Genomic DNA, 21,875 nt, shown 5'->3' on the forward strand with positions numbered 1-21,875 from the left:
GACCACCGCTGCCTGCGAATGACGCTTACCGGCCGAGCGCCGTCCCGCGCTGCACGCCGGCGGCGCTTCAGACCGCCTTGCCGCCCGCCTCGGCGATGGCCTGCTCGATCTTCCGCGCATCCACCGGGCCCAGGAACTGCCGGGCGACCTTGCCGTCAGGCGCGATCAGGTACGTCATCGGCAGGCCGCGCGGCGTGGCGAAATCGGCCGGCGGGTTGTAGGGATCGAGGATGACGATCGGATAGGCCACCGGGTGCTTGTCCAGGAAGGCGCGCATCTCCTCCGGTTCGATGTCCTCGTAGGCCAGCCCCACCACTTCGACGTTGCCGCGCATCGCATGCAGCGCCGACAGTTCGGGCATCTCCTGCAGGCACGGCCCGCACCAGGTCGCCCAGAAATTGACCACCACCCATTGCCCGCGGTGGCTGGCCAGGTCGTAGTCCTTGCCGTCCACGGCCTTGGCCTGGAAGCGCGGCATCTCGGCGGTTTTGGCCACCACGCCGCTGGTGGCGGCATCGGGTGCGCCGGCCGGGGCTTCGGCCGGCGCGGAGGGCGGCGGCGCTGCGGGCGCTGCGGGCGCCTCGGCGCCGGGCTGCCTGCAGCCGGCCAGCGCCAGCGCCAGCAGCGCGACGGGAAGCAATCGGATGGTCATCGTTCGTCTCCGGTGATGGCATAGATGTCGTCCACGCGACGCTTGAGCAGCTCGCGCAGCGGCACGCGCAGTTCGTCCAGCGCGCGGCACGCCGCCTGGCCCAGCGCGTCCTCGCGGAACGGCAGGTATTCCTCGGCGACCGGGATGCGCAGCTGCGAGCTTTCGTACAGCTCGCGCAGGGTAATGCGCTCCAGGTCGCGCGCCAGCAGCCACTGCCCGCGCTCGTCGCGGCGCAGCAGGTTGATGGCCTCCATCTGGCACAGCAGTTCCTGCAGCAGCGAATCGGTGAGCATCGGCTCCAGCGCCAGCAGTTCCTCCTCGCCCAGGCCGCGGCCGTGCTCGCGCGCCTCGCGGAAGCGTCCGATCAGGCGCAGCAGGCCGTACAGTTCGCAGCCCTGCGGCAGGCGCAGCGCGACCGGCTGGTAGCGGAACGCGGCGATCGACGAGGCCAGCGAGGCACCGAGCAGCACCGACACCCAGCCCAGGTAGATCCACAGCAGCAGGATCGGCACGAAGGCCACCGTGCCATAGAGCTTCTGGTAGGACTGGAAGCTGCCCAGGTACAGGCCCATGCCCCACTTCACCAGCTCCAGCATCACCACCGCCAGCAGCGCGCCGGGGATGGCATGGCGCCACTTCACGCTGTGGTGCGGCACCACCCGGTAGACCAGCATCACGCAGGCGAACTCGATCAGCACCGGCGCCAGGCGCAGCGCCAGGTCGGCCAGCCAGCGGCCCTCGACGGTGCCGAACAGCGGCAGCGCGAACACCTTGGCCGACACCGCCAGCGAGGCGGCGGCGAGCATCGCGCCCAGGGTCAGCACGGTCCAGTACACCAGGAAGCGGGCCAGCCGCGGCCGCGCCGAGGCCACCCGCCAGATCCGGTTGAAGATCTGCTCGATGCTGTTGAGGGTGATCAGCAGCGAGGCCACCAGCGCGATGAAACCGGCCGCGGTGAGCTGGCCGACGCTGGCCGAGAACTGCCGCAGGTAGCCTTCCGCCGCGCGCGCGGCCGAGGGCACGAAGTTGGAGAACACGTAGTCGCTGAGCGCCTCGCTCCAGCGGTCGAACATGGGGAACGCCGACAGCACGCCGAACACCACGATGGCCAGCGGCACCAGCGCGAACACGGTGGTATAGGCCAGCGCGCCGGCCGCCTCGAACAGGCGGTCGTCGAGGAAACGGTGCCACAGGAAACGGGCGAAGCTGGCCCGGCGCCCGCGGTCACGGACCCGTTCCATCCATAGATTGAGCGAATCCAGGGGTTCCATGCGGCAAGGGTACCCGATGCAAAGCGTGGCCCGCATCGCCGATACTGCCGCTCCCTGCGTGATGAGTGGATGGTGCGATGGCGGAAATCCTGGTGCTGTATTACAGCCGCGGCGGTTCGGTGGCGCGGCTGGCGCGGCAGATCGCCCGCGGCATCGGCGAGGTGCCGGGCATGAGCGCGCGCCTGCGCACGGTGCCGCCGGTGGCCGCGGTCACCCAGACCAGCGCCCCGCCGGTGCCCGAGGACGGCGCGCCCTATGTCGAGGTGGCCGACCTGGCCGAATGCGACGGCATCGTGCTCGGCAGCCCGACCCGCTTCGGCAACATGGCCGCGCCGGTCAAGCATTTCCTCGACGGCCTCGGCGCGGAGTGGGTCAACGGCACCCTGTCGGGCAAGCCGGCGGCCGTATTCACCTCCACCGCGTCGATGCATGGCGGCCAGGAATCGACCCTGCTGTCGATGCAGCTGCCGCTGCTGCACCACGGCTGCCTGATCGTCGGCATCCCCTTCACCGAGCCGGCGCTGAGCCACACCACCGGCGGCGGCACGCCCTATGGCGCCAGCCACGTGGCCGGCGCCCAGGACGACCCGCAGCCCACTGACGACGAGGCCCACCTGGCGCGCGTGCTGGGCCGGCGCGTGGCCGACATCGCCCGGAGGCTGGCCCCATGAACCGGCAACGCCCGACCCTGCTGCTGGCGCTGATCGCGCTGGCCGCGCTCTACACCTGGTGGTTCCTGGACGACAAGCACTGGCTGGCCACGCAGCTGGTGTTCACCGGGCCGCCGCTGCTGCTGGCCATCGCCCTGCGCCTGGGCTGGCGGCTGGCGCCGTTCTGGTCCGGCGTATGCGCGCTGGGCTGGTTCAGCCATGGCGTGATGAGCGCCTGGAGCCACCCGGAAACCGCGCGGCTGGCCTGGATGGAAATCCTGCTGTCGCTGCTGGTGATCGCCCTGGCCAGCCTGCCGGGCCTGCGCGCGCGCTTCGGCAGGCGCGGGAGGTAGCTCGCGGCTACGCCTCCGGCGCCTTGACGCCGCGAGCAGGAATCTTCGGGCGCGCATCCCAACCTGCAGTGCCCCCGTAGGAACGGCTTCAGCCGCGACGTGGCCTGCGCACCAGACTTTTCCGCAGGCGCGGTGGGTGCCGGACAGGCGTGAAAGCCCCATCGCGGCTGAAGCCGCTCCTACGGGCGTTCGGGGGGCCTTATCATTGCCACCTCGCACCTGGATTCACCGCAATGATGGAAGACCTTCTGATCGTCACCACCGGTGGCACGATCGACAAGATCTATTTCGACGACAAGTCCGACTACCAGATCGGCGACCCGCAGATCGGCATGATCCTGCGCGAGCTGGGCGTGACCTTCCGCTTCAACGTGATCCCGATCCTGCGCAAGGATTCGCTGCACATCACCGACGCCGACCGCGAGCTGATCCGCGCCACCATCGCCGCGCAGCCCACGCGCCACGTGCTGGTCACCCACGGCACCGATTCGATGGTCGCTACCGGCAAGGTGCTGCAGACCATCCCCGGCAAGACCATCGTGATGACCGGCGCGCTCAGCCCGGCGCGCTTCCGCGGCTCGGATGCCGAGTTCAACATCGGCTGCGCCATCGGCGCGGTGCAGTCGCTGCCCGAAGGCGTCTACATCGCCATGAACGGCCGCGTGTGGAATCCGGACAAGGTGCGCAAGAACGTCGAGGCCAACCGCTTCGAATCGCTCTGACATGGCCAGGGGCACCCGCGCCACCGCCGCGCTGGACAAGGCCGGGATCGCCCACGGCCTGCATGCCTACGACTACTCGGCCGAGGTGGACAGCAAGGGCCTGGCCGCGGCGCAGGCACTGGGCATCGACCCGGCGCGCATGTTCAAGACGCTGATGGCCTGGGTGGACAAACAGCCGGTGGTGGCGGTGATCCCATCCGACCAGCGGCTGTCGCTGAAGAAGCTTGCCGCCGCCTGCGCCGGCAAGCACGCACAGATGATGGAGATCGCCGAGGCCGAGCGCCGCAGCGGCTACCGGGTCGGCGGCATCAGCCCGTTCGCGCAGCAGCGCCCGGCCACGGTGCTGTTCGCCAGCGCGGCGCAGGCGCACGAACGCATCTGGATCAACGCCGGCCAGCGCGGCCTGCTGCTGGACGTCGCCCCGGCCGACGCGCTGCGCTTCCTGCAGGCGCGGCTGGCCGACCTCTGCGAAGAATGACCCGCTCCGCGTAGGAGCGGCTCCGGGTGGCCTCGGGCCATCAGCCGCGATGGGGCTTTCCCGACATAAGTCCGCAAGGACGCCCGACCATCGACAATGCCATCGTGGCCGGGCGGAAGCTGCAGGCTCCAGGCCATTCCTGCACCAACACACGAGCTCCCGTCAGTCGGGAAAGCCCCTTCGCGGCTGAAGCCGCTCCTACGGAAGCGGAAAGCCCCGCGTGGGCGGGGCTTTCGGTTTGCAACAAAGCAGCTGGCTCAGCCGTCCAGGCGCACCAGCCAGCCATGGCGGTCCGGCAGGCGGCCGTACTGGATGTCGGTCAGCTCCTTGCGCAGCGACATGGTGACCTCGCCGGCCGGCGCGTCCAGGTTGCCGACCGAGAAACCTTCGCCCTTGAGCTGGCCGATCGGGGTGATGACCGCGGCGGTGCCGCAGGCGAACACCTCGGTGATGTCGCCCGAGGCCACGCCCTGCTTCCACTCGTCGATGGACACCTTGCGCTCCTCCACGGTCATGCCGCGGTCGCGCGCCAGCTGCAGGATGGATTCGCGGGTGATGCCTTCCAGGATCGAACCCGACAGCGCGGGGGTGACCAGCCTGTTTTCCTTGCCGTAGACCAGGAACACGTTCATGCCGCCCAGCTCTTCCAGGTACCTGCCCTCGACCGGGTCCAGGAACAGCACCTGCGAGCAGCCCTGCGCCTGCGCCTGCTGCTGCGGCAGCAGCGACGCGGCGTAGTTGCCACCGCACTTGGCCGCGCCGGTGCCGCCCTTGGCCGCGCGCGCGTAGTCGGTGGACAGCCAGATCGCCACCGGCGCCACGCCCTTGGCGAAGTACGGGCCCGCCGGGCTGGCGATCACGTAGTAGCTGGCCTTGTGCGCGCCGCGCACGCCGAGGAAGGCCTCGTCGCCGATCATGAACGGACGGAAATACAGGCTGGCCTCGTCGGCGCCGGACACCCAGTCCTTGTCCACGGCGATCATCTGCTTCAGCGACTCGACGAAGATCTCCACCGGCAGTTCCGGCAGCGCCAGGCGCGCGGCCGAGCGCTGCAGGCGGCGGCCGTTGGCGTCCGGGCGGAAGGTCCACACCGAACCGTCGGCGTGGCGGTAGGCCTTGATGCCTTCGAAGATCTCCTGGCCGTAGTGCAGCACGGCCGCGGCCGGGTCCAGCGCGATCGGGCCGTACGGCATCACCGCCGCGTCATGCCAGCCGGTGTCCTTGTCCCAGCGCACGGCCACCATGTGGTCGGTGAAGTGCAGGCCGAACCCCGGCTTCTCCAGGATCTTGGCGCGCTCTTCGGCGCTACGCGGGTGGTCCGAACGGGTGACGTGGAAGCTCAGAGACTGGGACACCGGATGTTTCCTTCCAGATTGCGGTTTTTGAAGCCGGCCCGCGCACGGGCCGACGCGTTGCACACCTTACAGCATGCCCGTTTCGAGCCTTGCCGCCTCGGACATCATGTGCCGGCCCCACGGCGGGTCGAACACCAGTTCGACATCGGCCTCGGCCACGGTCGGGATCATTTCCAGCTTGCTGCGCACGTCGTCGACCAGGATCTCGCCCATGCCGCAGCCGGGCGCGGTCAGGGTCATGCGCACGTCCACCTCGCGCCGGCCGTCGTCCAGGTGCTTGATGTCGACGTCGTAGACGAGCCCGAGATCGACGATGTTGAACGGGATCTCCGGGTCGAAGCAGGTGCGGAGCTGTTCCCAGACCAGCTTTTCCACGTCCTCATCGCCGGCGTTGTCGGGCAGTTCCAGCCCCGGCGGCGGCTCCTTGCCGATGGCGTCGCCGTCCTTGCCGGCGATGCGGAACAGGTTGCCTTCGACGAACACGGTATAGCTGCCGCCCAGCGCCTGGGTGATATAGCCGTAGCTGCCGGCCGGCAGGGTCACGCTGTCGCCCTGCGGCACCATCACGGCCGGGCAATCGCGTTCGAAATGGACGGGTTCGCTGCTGCGGGAATACATGTGGATCGATATGGGGACGCGGACGCTACCCGCAAGGCGGCCATTTTAGCCGACTGGGCGCGCCGGCCGCTGAAGGGCTATGCTGCGTGACCTTTCCGGGAATCCGCATGTCTCCTGCCCCATCGCCGGCCAGCCGCCCCCAGCATTGGCTCTGGCCCCTGCTGTTGCTGCTGGGAAGCGTCACCCTGGCCATCGCCTGGCTGATGGTCGCCCTGGCCACCGGCTCGCAGGCCGGCTGGATGGCGATCGCCGCCGCCGCGGAAGCGGCGTGGATGCTGCGCCTGGGCGCGCTGCCGGGCGGCAGGACCCGGATCGCCGTGGCGCTGCTGGCGACGCTGCTGATCGCGCTGGCCGCCAACTGGGGCATCGCCGCGGCCTACATCGGCGGCCCGATGGGCCTGGCGCCGTGGGAATCGGCGCTGCGCCTGGGCCCGCACCTGGCCTGGACCCTGATCGGCCTGGCCAACGGCACCGCCGAAATCCTCTGGCTGCTGGCCGGCCTGGCGGTCGCCTGGTGGCTGGCGCGCTGAACCGGCTCAGCGCGACGCGGGCAGGGAACGCTTCAGGAACAGGGCGACCTTCTCGCCGAAGTCGTCCAGTCCCTTGTCGTCGTTGCCACCGACCCAGCCACCCACCTTGCGGTCGGTAACATCGCCCTCGGCCAGCAGCGCCCCGTCCGACTTGCGCACCGCCCGCGCCGTCACCGAGAACTTCTGCGCTCCCGCGCCGAAGCCGACGAAATAACGCAACGCCTGGTTGCCCTTCTTGAAATCGATGATGTGCCCGGTCAGCGAGATCGTGCGCTGCGGGTCCGGGCAAGCGACTCCGCCGCCCTCGAGCGCGGCGCGCATTCCCGGAATCTTCTCCGGAATGTTGCCGGCCACGCTGCGCTGGATATCGGCGAGCTTTTCTGCGGGGATCATGGCAGCCCGGGCTTCCTGCTTGCTGCTGATCAGCCCCTGGTTGACCTCGAACCGGGCCACTTCGACACAATCGAAGACCGCCGCCGACAACGGCACCGCCGGTGCCGCCTGCGTTGCGGGAGCAGCGCCGTCCGTGGGCGCCGGTGCCGGCGACGATGCATCCGTCGACGATGCGGCGGGCGCCTGAGCGCCGGTCTCCGTCCCGCCATCGGCGCGGTTCTGCGCCCACCAGCCCCCGCTGGACTGCGCACCGGATTGCGCGGCGGCGCCACCGCCGCACAGCATCAGAAACGCGCAGCACGCCGCGCGCATGGAACGCTCCCGCATATTCTTTCCCCCTGTGTGGAACGACTACTGCCGCGACGCCGGCTCAGTGCCCGCCGTCCAGCGCCTTGAGTTCGCTGACCAGCGCCCCCGCCGCCTCGGCGCCGTCGCCGTACAGCATGCGGGTGTTGTCGGCGTAGAACAGCGCGTTCTCGATGCCGGCAAACCCGGTGCCCTTGCCGCGCTTGATGACGATGGTGTTCTTCGAATCCACCACGTCCAGGATCGGCATGCCATAGATCGGGCTGGCCGGGTCGGTCCTGGCGACCGGGTTGACCACGTCGTTGGCGCCGATCACCAGCGACACGTCGGTGCTGGCGAACTCGGGGTTGATGTCGTCCATGTCGGCGATCAGGTCGTAGGGCACGCCGGCTTCGGCCAGCAGCACGTTCATGTGCCCGGGCATGCGCCCGGCGACCGGGTGGATGGCGAACTTCACCTTGACCCCGCGCTCGATCAGCCGCTGCGCCAGCTCCCAGATCTTGTGCTGGGCCTGGGCCACCGCCATGCCGTAGCCGGGCACGATCACCACCCGCTCGGCGAAGGCCATCATCGCCGCCACGTCGGCGGCCTCGATCGGCTTCTGGCTGCCGCTGATTTCCGCCGCGCCCTGCCCGCCACCGCCGAAGTTGGAGAACAGCACGCCGCTGATCGGCCGGTTCATCGCCTTGGCCATCAGCCGGGTCAGCAGGATGCCGGCCGCGCCCACCATCATGCCGGCGATGATCAGCGCCTCGTTGCCCAGCACGTAGCCTTCGAACGACACGGCCAGCCCGGTGAAGGCGTTGTACAGCGAGATCACCACCGGCATGTCGGCGCCGCCGATGGGCAGGGTCATCAGCACGCCCAGCGCCAGCGCCGCGACGAAGAAGGCGATGATCGCCACCGGCTGCAGGCTGGCCGCCGCCCACGCGCCCAGCGCCACCATCGCCACGGCCACCAGCAGGTTGAACGCCTGCTGCCCGGGGAAGGTAACGCGCTTGTCCAGGCGGCCGTCGAGCTTGGCCCAGGCGATGATCGAACCGGACAGCGACACCGCGCCGATGGCCGAGCCGATGACCGCCAGCGCCAGCACGGTGGCCGAGGGCTGCCGCGCCGCGAGCGCGGCGATGGCGTCCGCGCTCCAGTGGCTGGTATCGCGGCCGGCCACATCGGCGAAGCGCAGCAGTTCCACCGCGCCGATGGCCGCGGCCGAGCCGCCGCCCATGCCGTTGTACAGCGCCACCATCTGCGGCATGTCGGTGATGGCGACCTTCTTCGCCGACACCCAGGCCAGGCCGGTGCCCAGCACCAGCGCCACCAGGATCAGCGCGATGTTGTGCAGGCCAGGCAGGAAGAACGTGGCGGCGGTAGCGAGCAGCATGCCCACGCCCGCCCAGTGGATGCCGCTGCGCGCGGTCTTCGGCGAGGCCATGCGCTGCAGGCCCAGCAGGAACAGCGTGGCGGCCACCAGGTAACTGGCGCCCACCAGCCACGAAAGCAGCTGTGCGGTGGTCATGTTCAAGCCTTGTCCTCCGCCCTGCCCGGCTTCCTGCTGGCCTTGAACATCTCCAGCATGCGCTCGGTGACCACGTAGCCACCGGCCGCGTTGCCCGCGCCCAGGGCAACGGCGATGAAACCGATGGCCTTCTCCAGCGTGGTGTCGGCATGCCCCAGCACCACCATCGCGCCGATCAGCACGATGCCGTGGATGAAGTTGGAACCGGACATCAGCGGCGTGTGCAGGATCACCGGCACCCGCGAAATGATCACGTGGCCGGCGATCGCCGCCAGCATGAAGATGTACAACGCCACGAACCCGTCGCTCATTGCTGCCCTCTCCAAGGCCGGAACTGCCCGTCCCGCATCATAACCATGCGATGAACGCCGGCGCGACCGTTGCCGTGTCAACCAATCCGGCCGCCGGGCGTTATCAGCGTCAGGACCGACCGGAACGCTACCCTGTGCTGGTGACCAGCCCCCCCCTGCCGCCCGCTGCCGCCCCCGCCTCGCTGGACGCCTTCCTGGCCGGGGTCGGGCCGCGCGCGTTCCGCTTCGCCGAGGCCGGCCTGCGCCAGCGCGACGATGCGCTGGACGCGGTGCAGGACGCGATGGAGCGCATGCTCGGCTATCGCGACCAGCCGGCAGAGGAATGGACGCCGCTGTTCTGGAGCATCCTGCGCCGGCGCATCATCGACCTGCAGCGCCGGCGCGGCTTCCGGCTGAAGTTCTGGGCGCCGGCCCAGGACGAGGACAGCCCCATCGACTGGGCCGACGACAGCCCCGGCCCGGCGCAACGGCACGAGCAGCGCGAGGACTATGCGCGGCTGGTGCAGGCGCTGCGGCAGCTGCCGGCACGCCAGCGCGAGGCGTTCAGCCTGCGTGTGCTGCAGGAGCTGGACGTGGCGACCACGGCGCGGATCATGGGCTGCTCGGAAGGTTCGGTGAAAACCCATCTGTCGCGCGCGCGCGACGCATTGCAGAAACAACTGGAGGCCACGCGGTGAACCGCCTGCCCACATCCCCGCACGACGACTTCGACCGCTCGCTGCGGCAGCTGCAACAGCATGCCGACGGCGCGGTTTCCCCGGCCACGCTGGCGCGCCTGCGCCAGGCGCGCCGGCACGCCACGTCCGGCGCCGATGCCTCGCCATGGCGCCGCCGCGGCTGGTGGCTGGCCACCGCCTGCTCGGCGGTGCTGGCCGTCACCGTGGGCGTGCAGTTCAACCGCACGCCGCCGGCGCTGCCGCCCAGCGTGGCGGCCGACGCCGGCGACGATCCGTCCGATGACGCGCTGCTGTTCGACGAAAGCCCCGAGCTGTATCTGTGGCTGGGCTCGGACGCCCTGGCGATGGAGTGAGAACCATGAATACCCGCCTTTCCGTGCTTTCGCTGCCGCTGCTGCTGGCCTTTGCCGCTCCGGCGTTTTCCCAGCAGCAGACGCTGCCCGAATGGGACCAGCTCACCCCGGCCCAGCGCGAAACCCTGATCGCGCCGCTGCGCGACCGCTGGAACGCGTCGCCCGAGCGCCGCCAGCGCATGTACGACCATGCCCACGGCTGGCAGCAGATGACCCCCGAGCAGCGCCTGCAGGCGCAGCGCGGCATGCACCGTTTCCAGAACATGTCGCCGCAGCAGCAGCGCGAGGCGCGTGCCCTGTTCTCGAAGATGCGCACCATGGACAAGGCGCAGCGCGAACAGCTGCGCGAGCAGTGGCACCGCATGACGCCCGAGCAGCGCCAGCAGTGGATGGAAGCAAACCCGCCACCGCCGCGCGACAGGTAGCCGCCCCGCCCGGTCGTCTCGTGACGGGCGGTTGCCGCGCGGCCCGCGGCGTGGAAGGTACGATGCGGCGCCGCCGGCCATGCCGGTCTCACGCGCCCATAGACACCGCAGGCAGGCCGCGCACCCTTTGCGGCAATGATCGTTGCGGATGCCGCGACCGGCAGGGAGCGTCAGCGTCCGGCGGGCGGCATCTGCGCTTCGATGGCCGCCAACCATGGGCGGCGGCCGAACAGGACGAAACGGTAGTCGCGCTCATCGGCCGCCACCGCCAGCGAACCGGGTACCAGCGGCAGCGCGCCGGAAACACGGGTCCCACATGGCCGCGCGCCACGCATCCGCGCCAGCGGGATTTCCATATCCCCGTCCTGTACGTTGAATCCGTGCGAGCGGAACAGCAGCCGCCGGTCGGTCAGGAGCAAGCGGCCGACCGCCCCCAGGCCGCGCTGGAGATTGGCCACGCCCTCGCGCAGCAGCGTCTCGCCGGCGGCCAGTCCGATTCCGGGCATCGGCTCAGACCGGCGGAATTTCGCCAGCCGCCGGGCGCTCGGGCCACACCGTCCTCGCCAGCAGTTCGTCGTTCCAGTCGAAGGCCAGCGCGCCGTCCTTCAGGAACAGCGAGACGAAGTTGAGCACGTTGCGCGCGTACATCTCGCTGGCGTGGACGGCGCCCATGCTGGCAAGGTCGAGCGGGCCGGCCACGGTCACGCCGCCCACGTCGACGGTTTCGCCCGGCCGCGTCGCTTCGCAGTTGCCGCCGGTCTCGGCGGCGAGGTCGACGATCACGCTGCCCGGGCGCATGCCCGCGACCATCGCGGCGGTGACGATCTTCGGCGCCGGGCGGCCGGGCACGGCGGCGGTGCAGATCACCACGTCCACGCCCTTCAGGTGTTCGGCCAGGCGCCGCTGCTGCTCGGCGCGCTCGGCGTCGGTGAGCTGGCGCGCATAGCCGCCCTCGCCGGCGGCGCTGACGCCCAGGTCCAGGAACCTGCCGCCCAGCGACTCGATCTGCTCGCGGGTTTCCGGGCGCACGTCGAAACCTTCCACCTGCGCGCCGAGCCGCCTGGCGGTGGCGATGGCCTGCAGGCCGGCCACGCCGGCGCCGACCACCAGCACCTTCGATGGGCGGATGGTGCCGGCGGCGGTGGTCAGCATCGGGAAGAAGCGCGGCGCCAGCTGCGCGGCGATCAGGGTGGCCTTGTAGCCGGCCATGCCGGCCTGCGAGCTGAGCACGTCCATGGCCTGCGCGCGGGTGGTGCGCGGCAGCCGCTCCAGCGGAAAGGTCACCAGCTGCCGCGCCTGCAGCGCGGCGGCACGCGCTGCATCGGCCTGCGGATGCAGGGTGCCGACCAGCACGGCGCCGGGCTTGAGCTGCCCGATCAGCTGCGGCGGCGGCGCCTGCACGCACAGCACCAGGTCGGCGGCGTCCACCGCATCGTCGATCTGCGCGCCGGCATCGCGGTAGGCCTGGTCGGTGAACCCGGCGGCCAGGCCGGCACCGGCCTGCACCTGCACCCTGGCCCCGGCCGCCAGCAGCTTCTTCACCGTTTCCGGCGTGGCCGACACGCGCCGCTCGCCCGCCGCGGCTTCCTTCAACACCCGTACCTCAACGGCCATGCCCGTCCCCGATGCGCAGTGGAATACCCGCCGGATCGTAGCAAAGCGGCCCGGGGTTCAGTGCACCGTGGGCGTCTGCGGGTCGAGCCGGTTGATCACGCCCTGCATGGCGCTGTCGAACGCGCCGTCGTCCACGTGCGGGCGCAGGCGGCCGAGCCGCTCCATCACCACCAGCTCTTCCGGCGAGGCCACGCAGAAGCGGATGCCGCGGCGGTTGACGAACAGCAGGCGCGAGGAAATCGGGCTTACCCAGGACAGCTTGCCGGCCTGCACCTTGCCGTCCTTGTCGATGAAGTCCAGCCAGGTGCCGATGTCCATGGCGCGGAAGCGGGCGGCATCGGCATGGTCCACGCCCTCCGGGCGCGCCTCGCCCAGGTCCAGCGCCGCCGATTCCTGCGTCGGCGGCGTGGGCAGGCTGACCTGCGGCAGTTCGGGCAGCGCGCGCTCCAGCTCCGGACGCGCTTCGGCGATGGCCTGCAGCGTGTCATGCAGCGCGTCGATCGCACCGACGCTGCCTTCGCCGTGCAGGCCGACACTGGCGAACACCTTGCGCAGGCCCGGCTGGACGGACTGCAGCCAGGGCTTGCCGACCACGTGCCGGCGCGCCTCGGCCACTTCCTCCAGCAGCACGTCGGCCAGCGCCAGCGCTTCGCCGACGGCGTCGCCGTCGTCGCCTTCGCGCAGCAGGCTCATGGTCAGGTGGTGGTTCCAGGGCTGGCGCAGGAAAGCCTCGATCGCCGCCGGCAGCGGCGCGCCCTGCAGCCGCCGCTCCAGTTCGGCCTGGGCGCGGCTGCGCGCCATCTCCAGCTTTTCCTGGCCGCGCTGGGTCTCGGTGGCGCGGCGTTCGGCGATCTCGATGCGGCGGCGGTGCTGGGCCAGGAACTCGCGGAATTCCTCTTCCAGGGTCAGGAAGATCGCCAGGTTCTCGTTGAACTCGGCGATCAGCCGGTCGATGATCTCCTCGACCTTGCCCATCAGCGCGCGCTCGGCCTGGCTTTCGCCGGCATTGCCTTCGCAGGCCTCGGCCAGCGAGTTGAGCAGGCGCCGCGCCGGATGGGTCTTCTGCACGAACATGCGCCGGTCCAGCAGCGCGACCTTGACGAAGGGCACCACCAGGCGGCCGATCAGCTCGCGCGAGCGGCCTTCCAGTTCGCGCTCGTCCAGCATCACGTCGAACAGCATGCCGACCAGGTCGATGGCGTCCTCGTCCTGCGGGTCCAGCCGCGCCTGCCCCGGGTCGACACCCAGGCGCGTGGCGCCGGAAATCACTTCGTTCTTGAGCCGTTGCGCCAGCGATTCGCTCTGGTCGCCCACCGCCGCGCGCAGGGTCGCCGTCGGCGTGGCCTGCAGCAGCGAGAGCACCGACATCATTTCGTGCTGGCTCAGCGGCCGCTGCTGACCGACCGCCACCTGCGCGGCGGCCGTGGCGTCCTCGCGCACATGGCGGGTCTGCGCCAGCAGCTCGTGCAGCGCCTCCAGGATCATGTTCTGGCCGCCCTGCGACGGCTCGCCTTCATGGCCGCCATGGCTGCCGGCCTGCAGTTCGCCGCGGTGCCGGGCCCAGCGCTCGGTGAAGCGCCGCGCCCAGGCCGGGGCGTGCTGCGGATCGGAGAAATCCTCCTCCCCGTCCTGCGCCATGCCGGCCTCGGCGTCGGCCGCGCGCGCGGCACGCGGCGCGGCCGGTCGTTGCGGCGGCGCCTGCGAGATGCCCGGCATCACGCCGGCCTGCGCCAGGCGCTCGTCCACCTCGCGGTAGATGCGCCCCACCTGCACGGCGAACTCGCGCTCGCACAGCTTGATCAGCACCAGGCGGACCTCGGCGGCCAGGTCGCAGACGCCGAACGCCTCGTGCACGGCCACGCCGATGTGTTCCGGGCCGATCGGGTTGGTGTCGATATCCAGTGTTTCCACGCCGCTGATCCAGGCCAGGCGGCGGTCCAGCCGCGCCAGCACCGGCTTCCATTCGCGCAGCACCACCGCGGCGAAATTGCGCACCGCCAGCCGCGACTCCAGTTCGTGTTCGGACACCAGGCTCAGCCCGGCGTCTCCCTGCCCGGCCTGTGCCAGCACGGCCTCGGCCGACAGCGGGGCGGCGGCCTCCAACGCTGCCCACGCCTGCCGCAGGTGGGCGCCGAAACGCGCGGTGATGTCCTCGCGGCGCCGGCGCAGCTCGCGCATGCCGTCCAGGAACACCAGCTGCGACGCGCCCGCGGTTTCGGCACGGTCGAACAGGGCATCGTCGAAGCCGGCCAGCACCCGCGCAAAAGTGGCCGACAGGGGCGGCAGGGCGGCTTCGCGCGCCAGCGCCAGCAGCTCCGGGTTATGGCCAGGGCGCTCTGGAAGATGCGGCTGGGACATCATGCGCAGTGGCTCCGCACCTTCGCAGGCGCTGCTCCTGTGGGAATCGTATGGAAGAAAGCGGACAGCCCCCCGGTTTCCGCCCACGCATGGTAGGGGGAGAAGCTGAACAGGGCCAGTGATGCAGTCCGCACTTTGTACCTCGCCGCCGGCGACCCGGCATCTGCCGCCATGCTAAGCGCACCACGGTGAATTGGCGAGAAAGCTGCCAGGCAACCCCGCCGACGGACTGCTCAGATTCGGCGCCGCCCGTGGCCGGCGGGCCCCCGCACCCCGGCGTCTATAATCCACGGCCACCTTCCCCGCCTGTGCATCATGTCCGATTCCTGCTTCCTGCAAGCGCTGGGCCAGCGCCGCTCGGTCCCTTCCCTGCAACTGGGCGAGCCGGCGCCGGACGAGGCCACCGTGCTGCGCATGCTGTCCGCGGCGGTGCGGGTGCCCGACCACGGCAAGCTGGTGCCGTTCCGCTTTCTCCGCCTGCAGGGCGATGCCCGCCACGCGCTGGGCGAGTACCTGGCCCAGCGCAGCCGCGAGCGCGCGCCGGACGCCTCGCCGGCGGTGGTCGAGAAGGACCGCCAGCGCTTTTCGCACGCGCCGCTGATCCTGACGGTGATCGCGCGCCTGCAGGACAACCCCAAGGTGCCCGAGCAGGAACAGCTGCTGACCGCCGGCTGCGTGTGCTTCGCCCTGCTGCAGGCGGCGCAGGGTTTCGGCTTCGGCGCGCAGTGGCTGACCGCGTGGATGGCCTACGACGAAGGGGTGGCGCGCCACCTCGGGCTGGCCGGCAACGAGCGCATCGTCGGCTTCATCCATATCGGCACGCCGAAGCTGCAGGTGCCCGAGCGCGAGCGCCCGGACCCGGCCGGCCTGCTGGAGGACTGGCGGCCGTGACGGACCTGGCGGCGAAGCGGCCGCTCTACCTGGTCGATGCCAGCCTGTACGTGTTCCGCGCCTGGCACTCGATGCCCGACAGCTTCCAGGACGCGCAGGGCTGGCCGACCAATGCCGTGCACGGCTTCGCCCGCTTCCTGCTGGACCTGCTCGAGCGCGAGCGCCCCGCGCATATCGCGGTGGCCTTCGACGAGGCGCTGGACAGCTGCTTCCGCCACCGCCTCTACCCGGCCTACAAGGCCAACCGCGAGCCTGCGCCGGAAGCGTTGCGCCGCCAGTTCGCGCACTGCAAGGCGCTGTGCGCCGCACTGGGGCTGGAAGTCCTGGCCGACCGCGACTACGAAGCCGACGACCTGATCGGCAGCGCGCTGCACGCCGGGCGCGGCCACGCGCTGCGCGGGGTGATCGTTTCGGCCGACAAGGACCTGTCGCAGCTGTTGCTCGAACACGACGAACAGTGGGATTACGCCCGCAACCAGCGCTGGGGCGCGGCCGGGGTCAAGGCGCGCCACGGCGTGCACGCGCACCAGATCGCCGATTACCTGGCGCTGTGCGGCGACGCGGTGGACAACATTCCCGGCGTCAGCGGCATCGGCGCCAAGTCGGCGGCGGTGCTGCTGGCCCATTTCGGCAGCCTCGACGCGCTGCTGGAACGGATCGACGAGATTCCCTTCCTGCGCCTGCGCGGCGCCGCGCAGATGGCGCTGCGCCTGCGCGAGCAGCGCGAACTGGCGCTGCTGTTCCGGCAGCTGACCACCATCGCCGTGGACGCGCCGCTGGCCGCGGCCACGCCCGCCTTCACCCGCGGCGCGGCCGACGCGGCCATGCTCGACGGCCTGTGCGGGTCGCTGCGCTTCGGCCCGCTGACCCGGCGCCGGCTGCTGGCCGCCGCCGGGCTGGAAACCGCCTCCCCGTCCGCCAACGAGTTCGCATGAGCCACGACCCCACTTCCGAACCCCGCGTCGTCTACGAAGGCAGGTACCAGCGCATGGTCGTGCGCGGCACCTGGGAATACAGCGAGCGCACCCACGCCGGCGGGCTGGCCGCGATCATCATCGCCGTCACCCCGGACGACGAGGTGCTGTTCGTCGAGCAGTTCCGCGTGCCGCTGCAGGCGCGCACGATCGAGATGCCGGCCGGCCTGGTCGGCGACATCACCGCCGGCGAATCGATCGAGGCCTCGGCGGTCCGCGAGCTGGAAGAGGAAACCGGCTGGACCGCCGACCACGCCGAGGTGCTGATGATCGGCCCGACCTCGTCCGGCGCCAGCAGCGAGAAGATCGCCTTCGTGCGCGCCACCGGCCTGCGCCGGGTCGGCGAAGGCGGCGGCGACGACAGCGAGGACATCACCGTGCACCGCGTTCCGCGCAGCCGCGCCGCGGCGTGGCTGGTGGAGAAGATGGGCCAGGGCTACGAACTGGACGCCAAGCTCTGGGCCGGGCTGTGGATGATCGAGCACCACCTGGACGGCCGCCCGCGATGAGCCGGCTGGACAGCCCCGCCGACCTGCTGGCCACGCCGCTGCTGGGCGCCCAGGATCCGCCGCCGTTCATCGTGCACAACCCGCACGGCGGTTCGCCCTTCCTGCTGCTGGCCGACCACGCCGGGCAGCGCGTTCCGGCGGCGCTGGGCGATCTGGGCCTGGCGCAGGCGGAACTGGACCGGCACATCGGCTGGGACATCGGCATCGCCGGCACCACCCGGGCGCTGGCGCGGCGGCTGGATGCCTTCGCCATCGAGCAGACCTATTCGCGGCTGGTGATCGACTGCAACCGGCCGCTGGCCTCGCCGACGCTGATGCCCGAGACCAGCGACGGCACCGCCATCCCCGGCAACGCCGGCCTGAGCGGCTCGCAGCGGCAGCAGCGCATCGGCGCCATCCATGCGCCCTACCACGCGCGCATCGCCGCCGAGCTGGACCGCCGCCGCGCTGCCGGCAGGCCGACGCTGCTGGTGATGATGCACAGCTTCACCCCGGCGATGAACGGCACGCAGCGGCCGTGGCATGCCGGCGTGCTCTACCACCGCGACACGCGCTTCGCCCATGCGCTGCTGCAGGCGCTGCGCGACGAGGGCGACCTGGTGGTCGGCGACAACCAGCCGTATTCGGTGAGCAGCACCAGCGACTACGCGGTGCCGGTGCATGGCGAAGGCCGCGGACTGGTGCACGTGGAACTGGAGATCCGCCAGGACCTGATCGCCGGCGACGCCGGCCAGCAGGCCTGGGCGGAACGGCTGGCGCGGGTTTTCACCGCCCTGCAGCCCGCGCTGCTGGCCTGCGCCAGCGCGTAGCGGGCATGCCGTAGATGCGGGGTACCGGCTAGCGGCCGGCACCCCGCGAAGGCTCAGGCGAAGCTGTCGGTGGCGCGCACCAGCGCGTCCACGTTCTCGGCCTCGAACGCCGAGTGGCCCGAGGCCGGGGTGATGTGCAGCTGCGCCTTCGGCCAGGCCTTGTGCAGGTCCCAGGCGTTGGCCAGCGGGCACACCACGTCGTAGCGGCCGTGCACGATCACGCCGGGGATGTCGGCGATGCGGTGCGCGTCGCGCAGCAGCTGGTCCTCGACCTCGAAGAAGCCGCCGTTGACGAAGTAGTGGTTCTCGATGCGGGCGAAGGCCAGCGCGAACTGCGGGTCCTCGTGGCTGTTGATGAAGTCGTCGTCCACGTGCAGGAAGCTGGTGGCGCCTTCCCACACGCTCCACGCCCTGGCCGCGGCAAGGCGGGTGGCCTCGTCGTCGCTGGTCAGGCGGCGGTGGAAGGCCGAGATCAGGTCGTGCCGCTCCACCGGCGGGATCGCGTTGACGTAGTGGTCCCATGCGTCCGGGAACAGGCGGCTGGCGCCTTCCTGGTAGAACCATTCCAGCTCCCAGCGGCGCAGCATGAAGATGCCGCGCAGGACCAGCTCGGTCACGCGCTGCGGGTGGGTCTGCGCGTAGGCCAGCGCCAGGGTCGAGCCCCAGCTGCCGCCGAACACCTGCCAGCGCTCGACCTGCAGGTGCGCGCGCAGCTTCTCGATGTCGGCCACCAGGTCCCAGGTGGTGTTGTCCACCAGGTCGGCATGCGGCGTGGAGCGACCGGAACCGCGCTGGTCGAACAGGATGATCCGGTACTTCGCCGGGTCGTGGAACTGGCGCATCTTCGCCGTGCAGCCGCCGCCGGGGCCGCCGTGCAGCATCACCACCGGCTTGCCGTCGGGGTTGCCGCACTGTTCGTAGTACAGGGTGTGGCGCCCGTCGACCTGGAGGGTACCGGTGTCGTAGGGCGTGATGGCGGGATAAAGCGTGCGCATGCGCGGACTCACTGGCTTGGGGACACCCGATTGTAGAGGCCGGGCCCGCCCGGCATGGCGTTTACCCGCCGCAGACCCGGTTGCGGCCCTCGCGCTTGGCCCGGTACAGCTGGCGGTCGGCGGCGGCCAGCAGGGTGCGCTGCGATTCCTGCCCCGGGCGGCACTCGGCCACGCCGATGCTGGCGGTGACGACCAGACCCGGGTCCACCTCGTCCATGCGCTGCCGGGCCAGCGCCACGCGCAGCGCCTGCAGCCGCTCCAGCGCCTGTTCCAGGGTCATGCCCGGGAGCACCGCCAGGAACTCCTCGCCGCCATGCCGCGACACGAACTGCTCGCCGTCCAGATGCAGGCGCAGCAGCTCGGCGACCTCGCGCAGCACCCGGTCGCCGCTGTGGTGGCCGTAGCGGTCGTTGATCTGCTTGAAATGGTCGATGTCGATCAGGGCCACGCACAGCGGTTCGCCGCGGTCGCCGGCGCGTTCCAGCGCCAGGCGCAGGTGGATGTCGGCCGCGCGCCGGTTCGGCAGGCCGGTCAGCACGTCGTGCGTGGCCTGGTGTTCCAGCTGCTGCAGCAGGCGGTCGCGCTCGATGCCGGCCAGTTCCAGCGCGCGGTTCTTGTCGCTCAGTTCCTCGGTGCGCGCGGCGATCACCCGGCTGAGCCGGCGCTGGCTGCGCCGGTAGCTGGCGGTGCGCAGCCAGAAGCCCAGCACCACGGCGGCCACCAGCGCCAGGCTGGCGAGCACCCGCGAGGAGGTGCGCTTCCACAGCGGCGGCACGACCTCCAGTTCCATCACCGCCGTGCCCACCTCGGGCTGCCGCGCCCAGTCCAGCGGCAGCGCCATGGCCTGCACCTCCAGCCGGTACTGGCCGGGCGGCAGGTTGGTGAAGACCGCCTCGGTGCCGGTTCCCGCCTCCACCCAGCCGGCATCGAAACCGCGCAGCCGGTAGCGGTAGCGCATCTTGTCCGGCGCGCGGAAGTTCAGCGCCGCGTAGGCCACCGCCAGCCGGCGCGCGCCCGGCTCCAGCCGCAGGCGCGCGGTCGGCGCCTGGGCGACGCCGTCCACCGCCACCGCCTCGAACACCACCGGCGAGGCCTTGCCGTCGTAGCGGCCGGCGATCTGCGGATCGATCAGCCCCAGCCCCGCCGACGTCGGGAACAGCAGCGCGCCGTTGCTGGCGCGCCAGCCGGCCGGCATCGAGGCGCCATTGCCCTGGCTGCCGGGCATGCCGTCGCTGTGGTCCAGCACGTGCACCGACAGCTGCCTGCGTGTGCCGGCGTCGATCTGGTCCAGCTCCCTGCGGGCGATGCGGAACACGCCGATGTTGCTGGGCAGCCACAGGTTGCCGGCCTGGTCGTCGATGATGCGGAACAGCTTGTCGCGCGGCAGGCCGTGGCGGTGGTCGTAGACCCGGAAGGCGCCGTCGTGCATGCGCAGCAGGCCGCGGTCGCTGGCGATCCACAGGTCGCCGTCCGGGTCGCGCAGGAAGTCGAATACGTACTGCGCGGGAATGTCGACCTCGGCGTTCCAGGTACGCAGCTGGTCGTCGGCGCCCAGCGCGGCCATGCCGCCGGCGGTGCCGATCCACAACGTGCCGTCGTCGTCGCGGTACAGCGCCTGCACCGTCGCCGATGGCTGGCCCCTGCTGTCCAGCCGCAGCTGCAGGCGCCCATCGCGATAATGGCTCAGGCCGTGGGTGCCACCGATCCACAGCCCGCCGTCGGGATCGGCCAGCAGGGCGCGCACGATGGGCTCGCCGTGGGTGCCGAGCCGGATCCGCTGCTGCACCCTGCCCTGCGCGTCCAGCCGGAACACGCCCTTGTCGTAGGTGCCCGCCCACAGCGTGCCGTCGCGCCAGGCCAGCGCCAGCACCGACGGGTCGCGGCCGCTGCCGTCGCCCAGCCGTACCGGGTGCATGCGCCGCTGGTACCAGCGGTCCAGGCCGTCGGCATGGCCGATCCACAATGACCGGTCCTCGCTCTGCAGCACCACGCGCACGTAGTCGCTGCCCAGCCCGTCCTTGCGGGTGAAGCCCACCGCGGCCACTTCCGCCACGCGGTGCAGGCCGTCGGTGCTGCCGCTCCAGATCAGGCCTTCGCGGTCGGCGAGCAGCGCCGGGCTCACCGGGCCGGCGATGGCCAGGCGCTCGTCGCTGCCGCCGGCATGCCGCAGCAGGTCGCCGCTGGACAGGCTCATCCAGATCGCGCCGACCGTGTCGCGCAGGGCGGCTTCGACGCGTTTGCCGGCCTGCAGGTGTTCGACCCGGCCATTGCCGTCGCGCCAGTACACGCCGTCGTCGGTGGCCAGCAGCCAGCCGCCTGCGCCGTCGGCGGCGATGCCGCGCACGGCGTGGGTGCCCGCCCAGTCGGCGGCCCAGGGCACGGCGCGCCCGCCCTGCAGCCGGTAGGCGCCGGCGTCGGTGCCGACCAGGACGGCGCCGTCGCCGCCGCGGGCCAGCGCGTTGACCCGCACGCCGGGCAAGCCGGCGTCGGCGCCCACGTCATGGAGGCGGCCGCCGCCATCCATCCGCAGCAGGCGGTTGGCCGAGGCGATCCACAGGCTGCCGGCGGCGTCGCGCAGCAGCGCGGTGACCGGCAGGCGCCGCGCGGCGGGCCCGCCCAGGTGCTGCCAGCGCCCGCGGTGATAGCGGAACACGCCGTCGGCGGCGGTGCCGAACAGCACGCCGCCATCGGCTTCGGCGAGCACGCAGAACACGCCCGACAGTTCCGCGCCCGGGGTGTTCTGGCGGTCGAAAACGGTGAAGTGGCGGCCGTTGAAGCGGACCACGCCTTCCCAGGTGCCGGCCCAGATGAAACCGTCGCGGTCCTGCGCCAGCGCATGCACCAGGTTGTGCGGCAGCCCGTCGGCCATGGTCCAGTCGCTGACCATGTAATGGCGGCCATCCGCGGCCCGCGCCGCCGGCAGGACCAGGGCGGCGAGCACCAGGAGCATGCACCACCACGGCGCCCGCCCCGCGGCGCGCAAGCGGGAACTCCTGCCCCGGGCGATCTCGATACTACGGGCCAACAGAACCGTCCCCCTTCGCGGCTTGGCGCGGCCGGCCACCGAGGCCCGCCGCGCCGCGCCAATCTACCACCGCGAAGGCATGGGCACCCG

Annotated in this window: 24 protein-coding genes; 12 read left to right on the forward strand and 12 right to left on the reverse strand. The window is 71.2% G+C overall.

From position 1 onward, the window contains the following. Positions 1-67 precede the first annotated feature (67 nt). Both AC06FP_RS09545 and AC06FP_RS09550 read right to left on the reverse strand, forming a co-directional pair. The gene (locus AC06FP_RS09545) at positions 68-652 is read right to left on the reverse strand and encodes a TlpA family protein disulfide reductase (protein WP_478075317.1); all 585 of its coding nucleotides are present in this window, start codon (positions 650-652) and stop codon (positions 68-70) included. Continuing rightward, on the reverse strand, positions 649-1,923 hold the full coding sequence (locus AC06FP_RS09550; protein WP_456118264.1) for a YihY family inner membrane protein: 1,275 nt from the start codon (positions 1,921-1,923) through the stop codon (positions 649-651). Before AC06FP_RS09550 ends, AC06FP_RS09545 begins: the two co-directional genes overlap by 4 nt. A 77-nt stretch (positions 1,924-2,000) precedes the next feature. Between AC06FP_RS09550 and wrbA the strand changes: the two genes are divergently transcribed. From wrbA to ybaK, 4 genes are all read left to right on the forward strand, one after another. Next, complete coding sequence (gene wrbA / locus AC06FP_RS09555; RefSeq protein ID WP_456118263.1) at positions 2,001-2,594, forward strand: NAD(P)H:quinone oxidoreductase; 594 nt, start codon at positions 2,001-2,003, stop codon at positions 2,592-2,594. Next, the gene (locus tag AC06FP_RS09560) at positions 2,591-2,926 is read left to right on the forward strand and encodes a DUF2069 domain-containing protein (protein ID WP_478075318.1); all 336 of its coding nucleotides are present in this window, start codon (positions 2,591-2,593) and stop codon (positions 2,924-2,926) included. The genes wrbA and AC06FP_RS09560 overlap by 4 nt, the downstream gene beginning before the upstream one ends. A 236-nt stretch (positions 2,927-3,162) precedes the next feature. Further along, complete coding sequence (locus tag AC06FP_RS09565; protein WP_456119393.1) at positions 3,163-3,648, forward strand: asparaginase domain-containing protein; 486 nt, start codon at positions 3,163-3,165, stop codon at positions 3,646-3,648. A 1-nt stretch (position 3,649) separates the two neighbouring features. Beyond that, positions 3,650-4,126, forward strand: a complete 477-nt coding sequence (gene ybaK, locus AC06FP_RS09570) for a Cys-tRNA(Pro) deacylase (RefSeq protein ID WP_478075319.1) — start codon at positions 3,650-3,652, stop codon at positions 4,124-4,126. A gap of 257 nt (positions 4,127-4,383) precedes the next feature. On the opposite strand, the gene AC06FP_RS09575 is transcribed toward ybaK, so the two are convergent. Then, positions 4,384-5,481, reverse strand: a complete 1,098-nt coding sequence (locus AC06FP_RS09575; RefSeq protein WP_456118260.1) for a branched-chain amino acid aminotransferase — start codon at positions 5,479-5,481, stop codon at positions 4,384-4,386. A 66-nt stretch (positions 5,482-5,547) separates the two neighbouring features. Beyond that, positions 5,548-6,099, reverse strand: a complete 552-nt coding sequence (gene sufT / locus AC06FP_RS09580; RefSeq protein ID WP_478075320.1) for a putative Fe-S cluster assembly protein SufT — start codon at positions 6,097-6,099, stop codon at positions 5,548-5,550. A gap of 107 nt (positions 6,100-6,206) precedes the next feature. Between sufT and AC06FP_RS09585 the strand changes: the two genes are divergently transcribed. Next, the gene (locus AC06FP_RS09585; RefSeq protein ID WP_478075321.1) at positions 6,207-6,629 is read left to right on the forward strand and encodes a hypothetical protein; all 423 of its coding nucleotides are present in this window, start codon (positions 6,207-6,209) and stop codon (positions 6,627-6,629) included. 6 nt (positions 6,630-6,635) lie between these two features. Here AC06FP_RS09585 and AC06FP_RS09590 read toward each other — a convergent pair whose 3' ends face one another. The 3 genes from AC06FP_RS09590 to AC06FP_RS09600 are packed head-to-tail and all read right to left on the reverse strand — an operon-like array spanning position 6,636 to position 9,155. Further along, entirely contained in the window at positions 6,636-7,349 is a 714-nt protein-coding gene (locus AC06FP_RS09590; protein ID WP_478075322.1) for a DUF4410 domain-containing protein, read from the reverse strand. 43 nt (positions 7,350-7,392) lie between these two features. Further along, on the reverse strand, positions 7,393-8,850 hold the full coding sequence (locus tag AC06FP_RS09595; RefSeq protein ID WP_478075323.1) for an NAD(P)(+) transhydrogenase (Re/Si-specific) subunit beta: 1,458 nt from the start codon (positions 8,848-8,850) through the stop codon (positions 7,393-7,395). Further along, the gene (locus AC06FP_RS09600; protein WP_456118256.1) at positions 8,847-9,155 is read right to left on the reverse strand and encodes an NAD(P) transhydrogenase subunit alpha part 2; all 309 of its coding nucleotides are present in this window, start codon (positions 9,153-9,155) and stop codon (positions 8,847-8,849) included. Before AC06FP_RS09600 ends, AC06FP_RS09595 begins: the two co-directional genes overlap by 4 nt. Positions 9,156-9,289: 134 nt before the next feature. On the opposite strand from AC06FP_RS09600, the gene AC06FP_RS09605 reads away from it, so the two are divergent. From AC06FP_RS09605 to AC06FP_RS09615, 3 genes are read left to right on the forward strand one after another with little or no spacing between them, the layout of a single operon-like run. Beyond that, complete coding sequence (locus tag AC06FP_RS09605; RefSeq protein WP_478075324.1) at positions 9,290-9,832, forward strand: RNA polymerase sigma factor; 543 nt, start codon at positions 9,290-9,292, stop codon at positions 9,830-9,832. Then, positions 9,829-10,185 (forward strand): hypothetical protein, encoded by a 357-nt coding sequence (locus AC06FP_RS09610; protein WP_456118254.1) that lies wholly within the window; start codon positions 9,829-9,831, stop codon positions 10,183-10,185. The genes AC06FP_RS09605 and AC06FP_RS09610 overlap by 4 nt, the downstream gene beginning before the upstream one ends. A 5-nt stretch (positions 10,186-10,190) precedes the next feature. Beyond that, positions 10,191-10,610, forward strand: a complete 420-nt coding sequence (locus tag AC06FP_RS09615; protein WP_478075325.1) for a DUF3106 domain-containing protein — start codon at positions 10,191-10,193, stop codon at positions 10,608-10,610. Positions 10,611-10,780: 170 nt separating this feature from the next. Here AC06FP_RS09615 and AC06FP_RS09620 read toward each other — a convergent pair whose 3' ends face one another. From AC06FP_RS09620 to AC06FP_RS09630, 3 genes are read right to left on the reverse strand one after another with little or no spacing between them, the layout of a single operon-like run. Then, complete coding sequence (locus tag AC06FP_RS09620) at positions 10,781-11,116, reverse strand: hypothetical protein (RefSeq protein ID WP_478075326.1); 336 nt, start codon at positions 11,114-11,116, stop codon at positions 10,781-10,783. Between the two features lie 4 nt (positions 11,117-11,120). Next, positions 11,121-12,224 (reverse strand): NAD(P) transhydrogenase subunit alpha, encoded by a 1,104-nt coding sequence (locus AC06FP_RS09625; protein WP_478075327.1) that lies wholly within the window; start codon positions 12,222-12,224, stop codon positions 11,121-11,123. A gap of 57 nt (positions 12,225-12,281) precedes the next feature. Next, positions 12,282-14,585: a DUF1631 domain-containing protein gene (locus AC06FP_RS09630; RefSeq protein ID WP_478075328.1), complete on the reverse strand. Its 2,304-nt coding sequence runs from the start codon at positions 14,583-14,585 to the stop codon at positions 12,282-12,284. Between the two features lie 312 nt (positions 14,586-14,897). On the opposite strand from AC06FP_RS09630, the gene AC06FP_RS09635 reads away from it, so the two are divergent. From AC06FP_RS09635 to AC06FP_RS09650, 4 genes are read left to right on the forward strand one after another with little or no spacing between them, the layout of a single operon-like run. After that, positions 14,898-15,473, forward strand: coding sequence for a nitroreductase family protein (locus AC06FP_RS09635; protein WP_478075329.1), 576 nt, complete (start codon positions 14,898-14,900; stop codon positions 15,471-15,473). Further along, a complete protein-coding gene (locus AC06FP_RS09640) occupies positions 15,470-16,408 on the forward strand; it encodes a 5'-3' exonuclease (RefSeq protein ID WP_478075330.1) in 939 nt (312 codons plus the stop codon). The genes AC06FP_RS09635 and AC06FP_RS09640 overlap by 4 nt, the downstream gene beginning before the upstream one ends. Further along, a complete protein-coding gene (locus AC06FP_RS09645) occupies positions 16,405-16,956 on the forward strand; it encodes an NUDIX hydrolase (RefSeq protein WP_478075331.1) in 552 nt (183 codons plus the stop codon). Before AC06FP_RS09640 ends, AC06FP_RS09645 begins: the two co-directional genes overlap by 4 nt. After that, the gene (locus AC06FP_RS09650; protein WP_478075332.1) at positions 16,953-17,765 is read left to right on the forward strand and encodes an N-formylglutamate amidohydrolase; all 813 of its coding nucleotides are present in this window, start codon (positions 16,953-16,955) and stop codon (positions 17,763-17,765) included. Before AC06FP_RS09645 ends, AC06FP_RS09650 begins: the two co-directional genes overlap by 4 nt. A 53-nt stretch (positions 17,766-17,818) precedes the next feature. Here the strand turns inward: AC06FP_RS09650 and pip are convergent, their stop codons facing one another. Then, positions 17,819-18,760 carry a prolyl aminopeptidase gene (gene pip, locus AC06FP_RS09655; protein WP_456118245.1) on the reverse strand — a complete coding sequence of 314 codons (942 nt, stop codon included), beginning with the start codon at positions 18,758-18,760 and terminating at the stop codon, positions 17,819-17,821. A gap of 61 nt (positions 18,761-18,821) precedes the next feature. Beyond that, entirely contained in the window at positions 18,822-21,710 is a 2,889-nt protein-coding gene (locus AC06FP_RS09660; protein WP_478075333.1) for a ligand-binding sensor domain-containing protein, read from the reverse strand. Between the last annotated feature and the right edge of the window lie 165 nt (positions 21,711-21,875).

Source organism: Stenotrophomonas sp. Steno-Z2 (assembly GCF_056393235.1).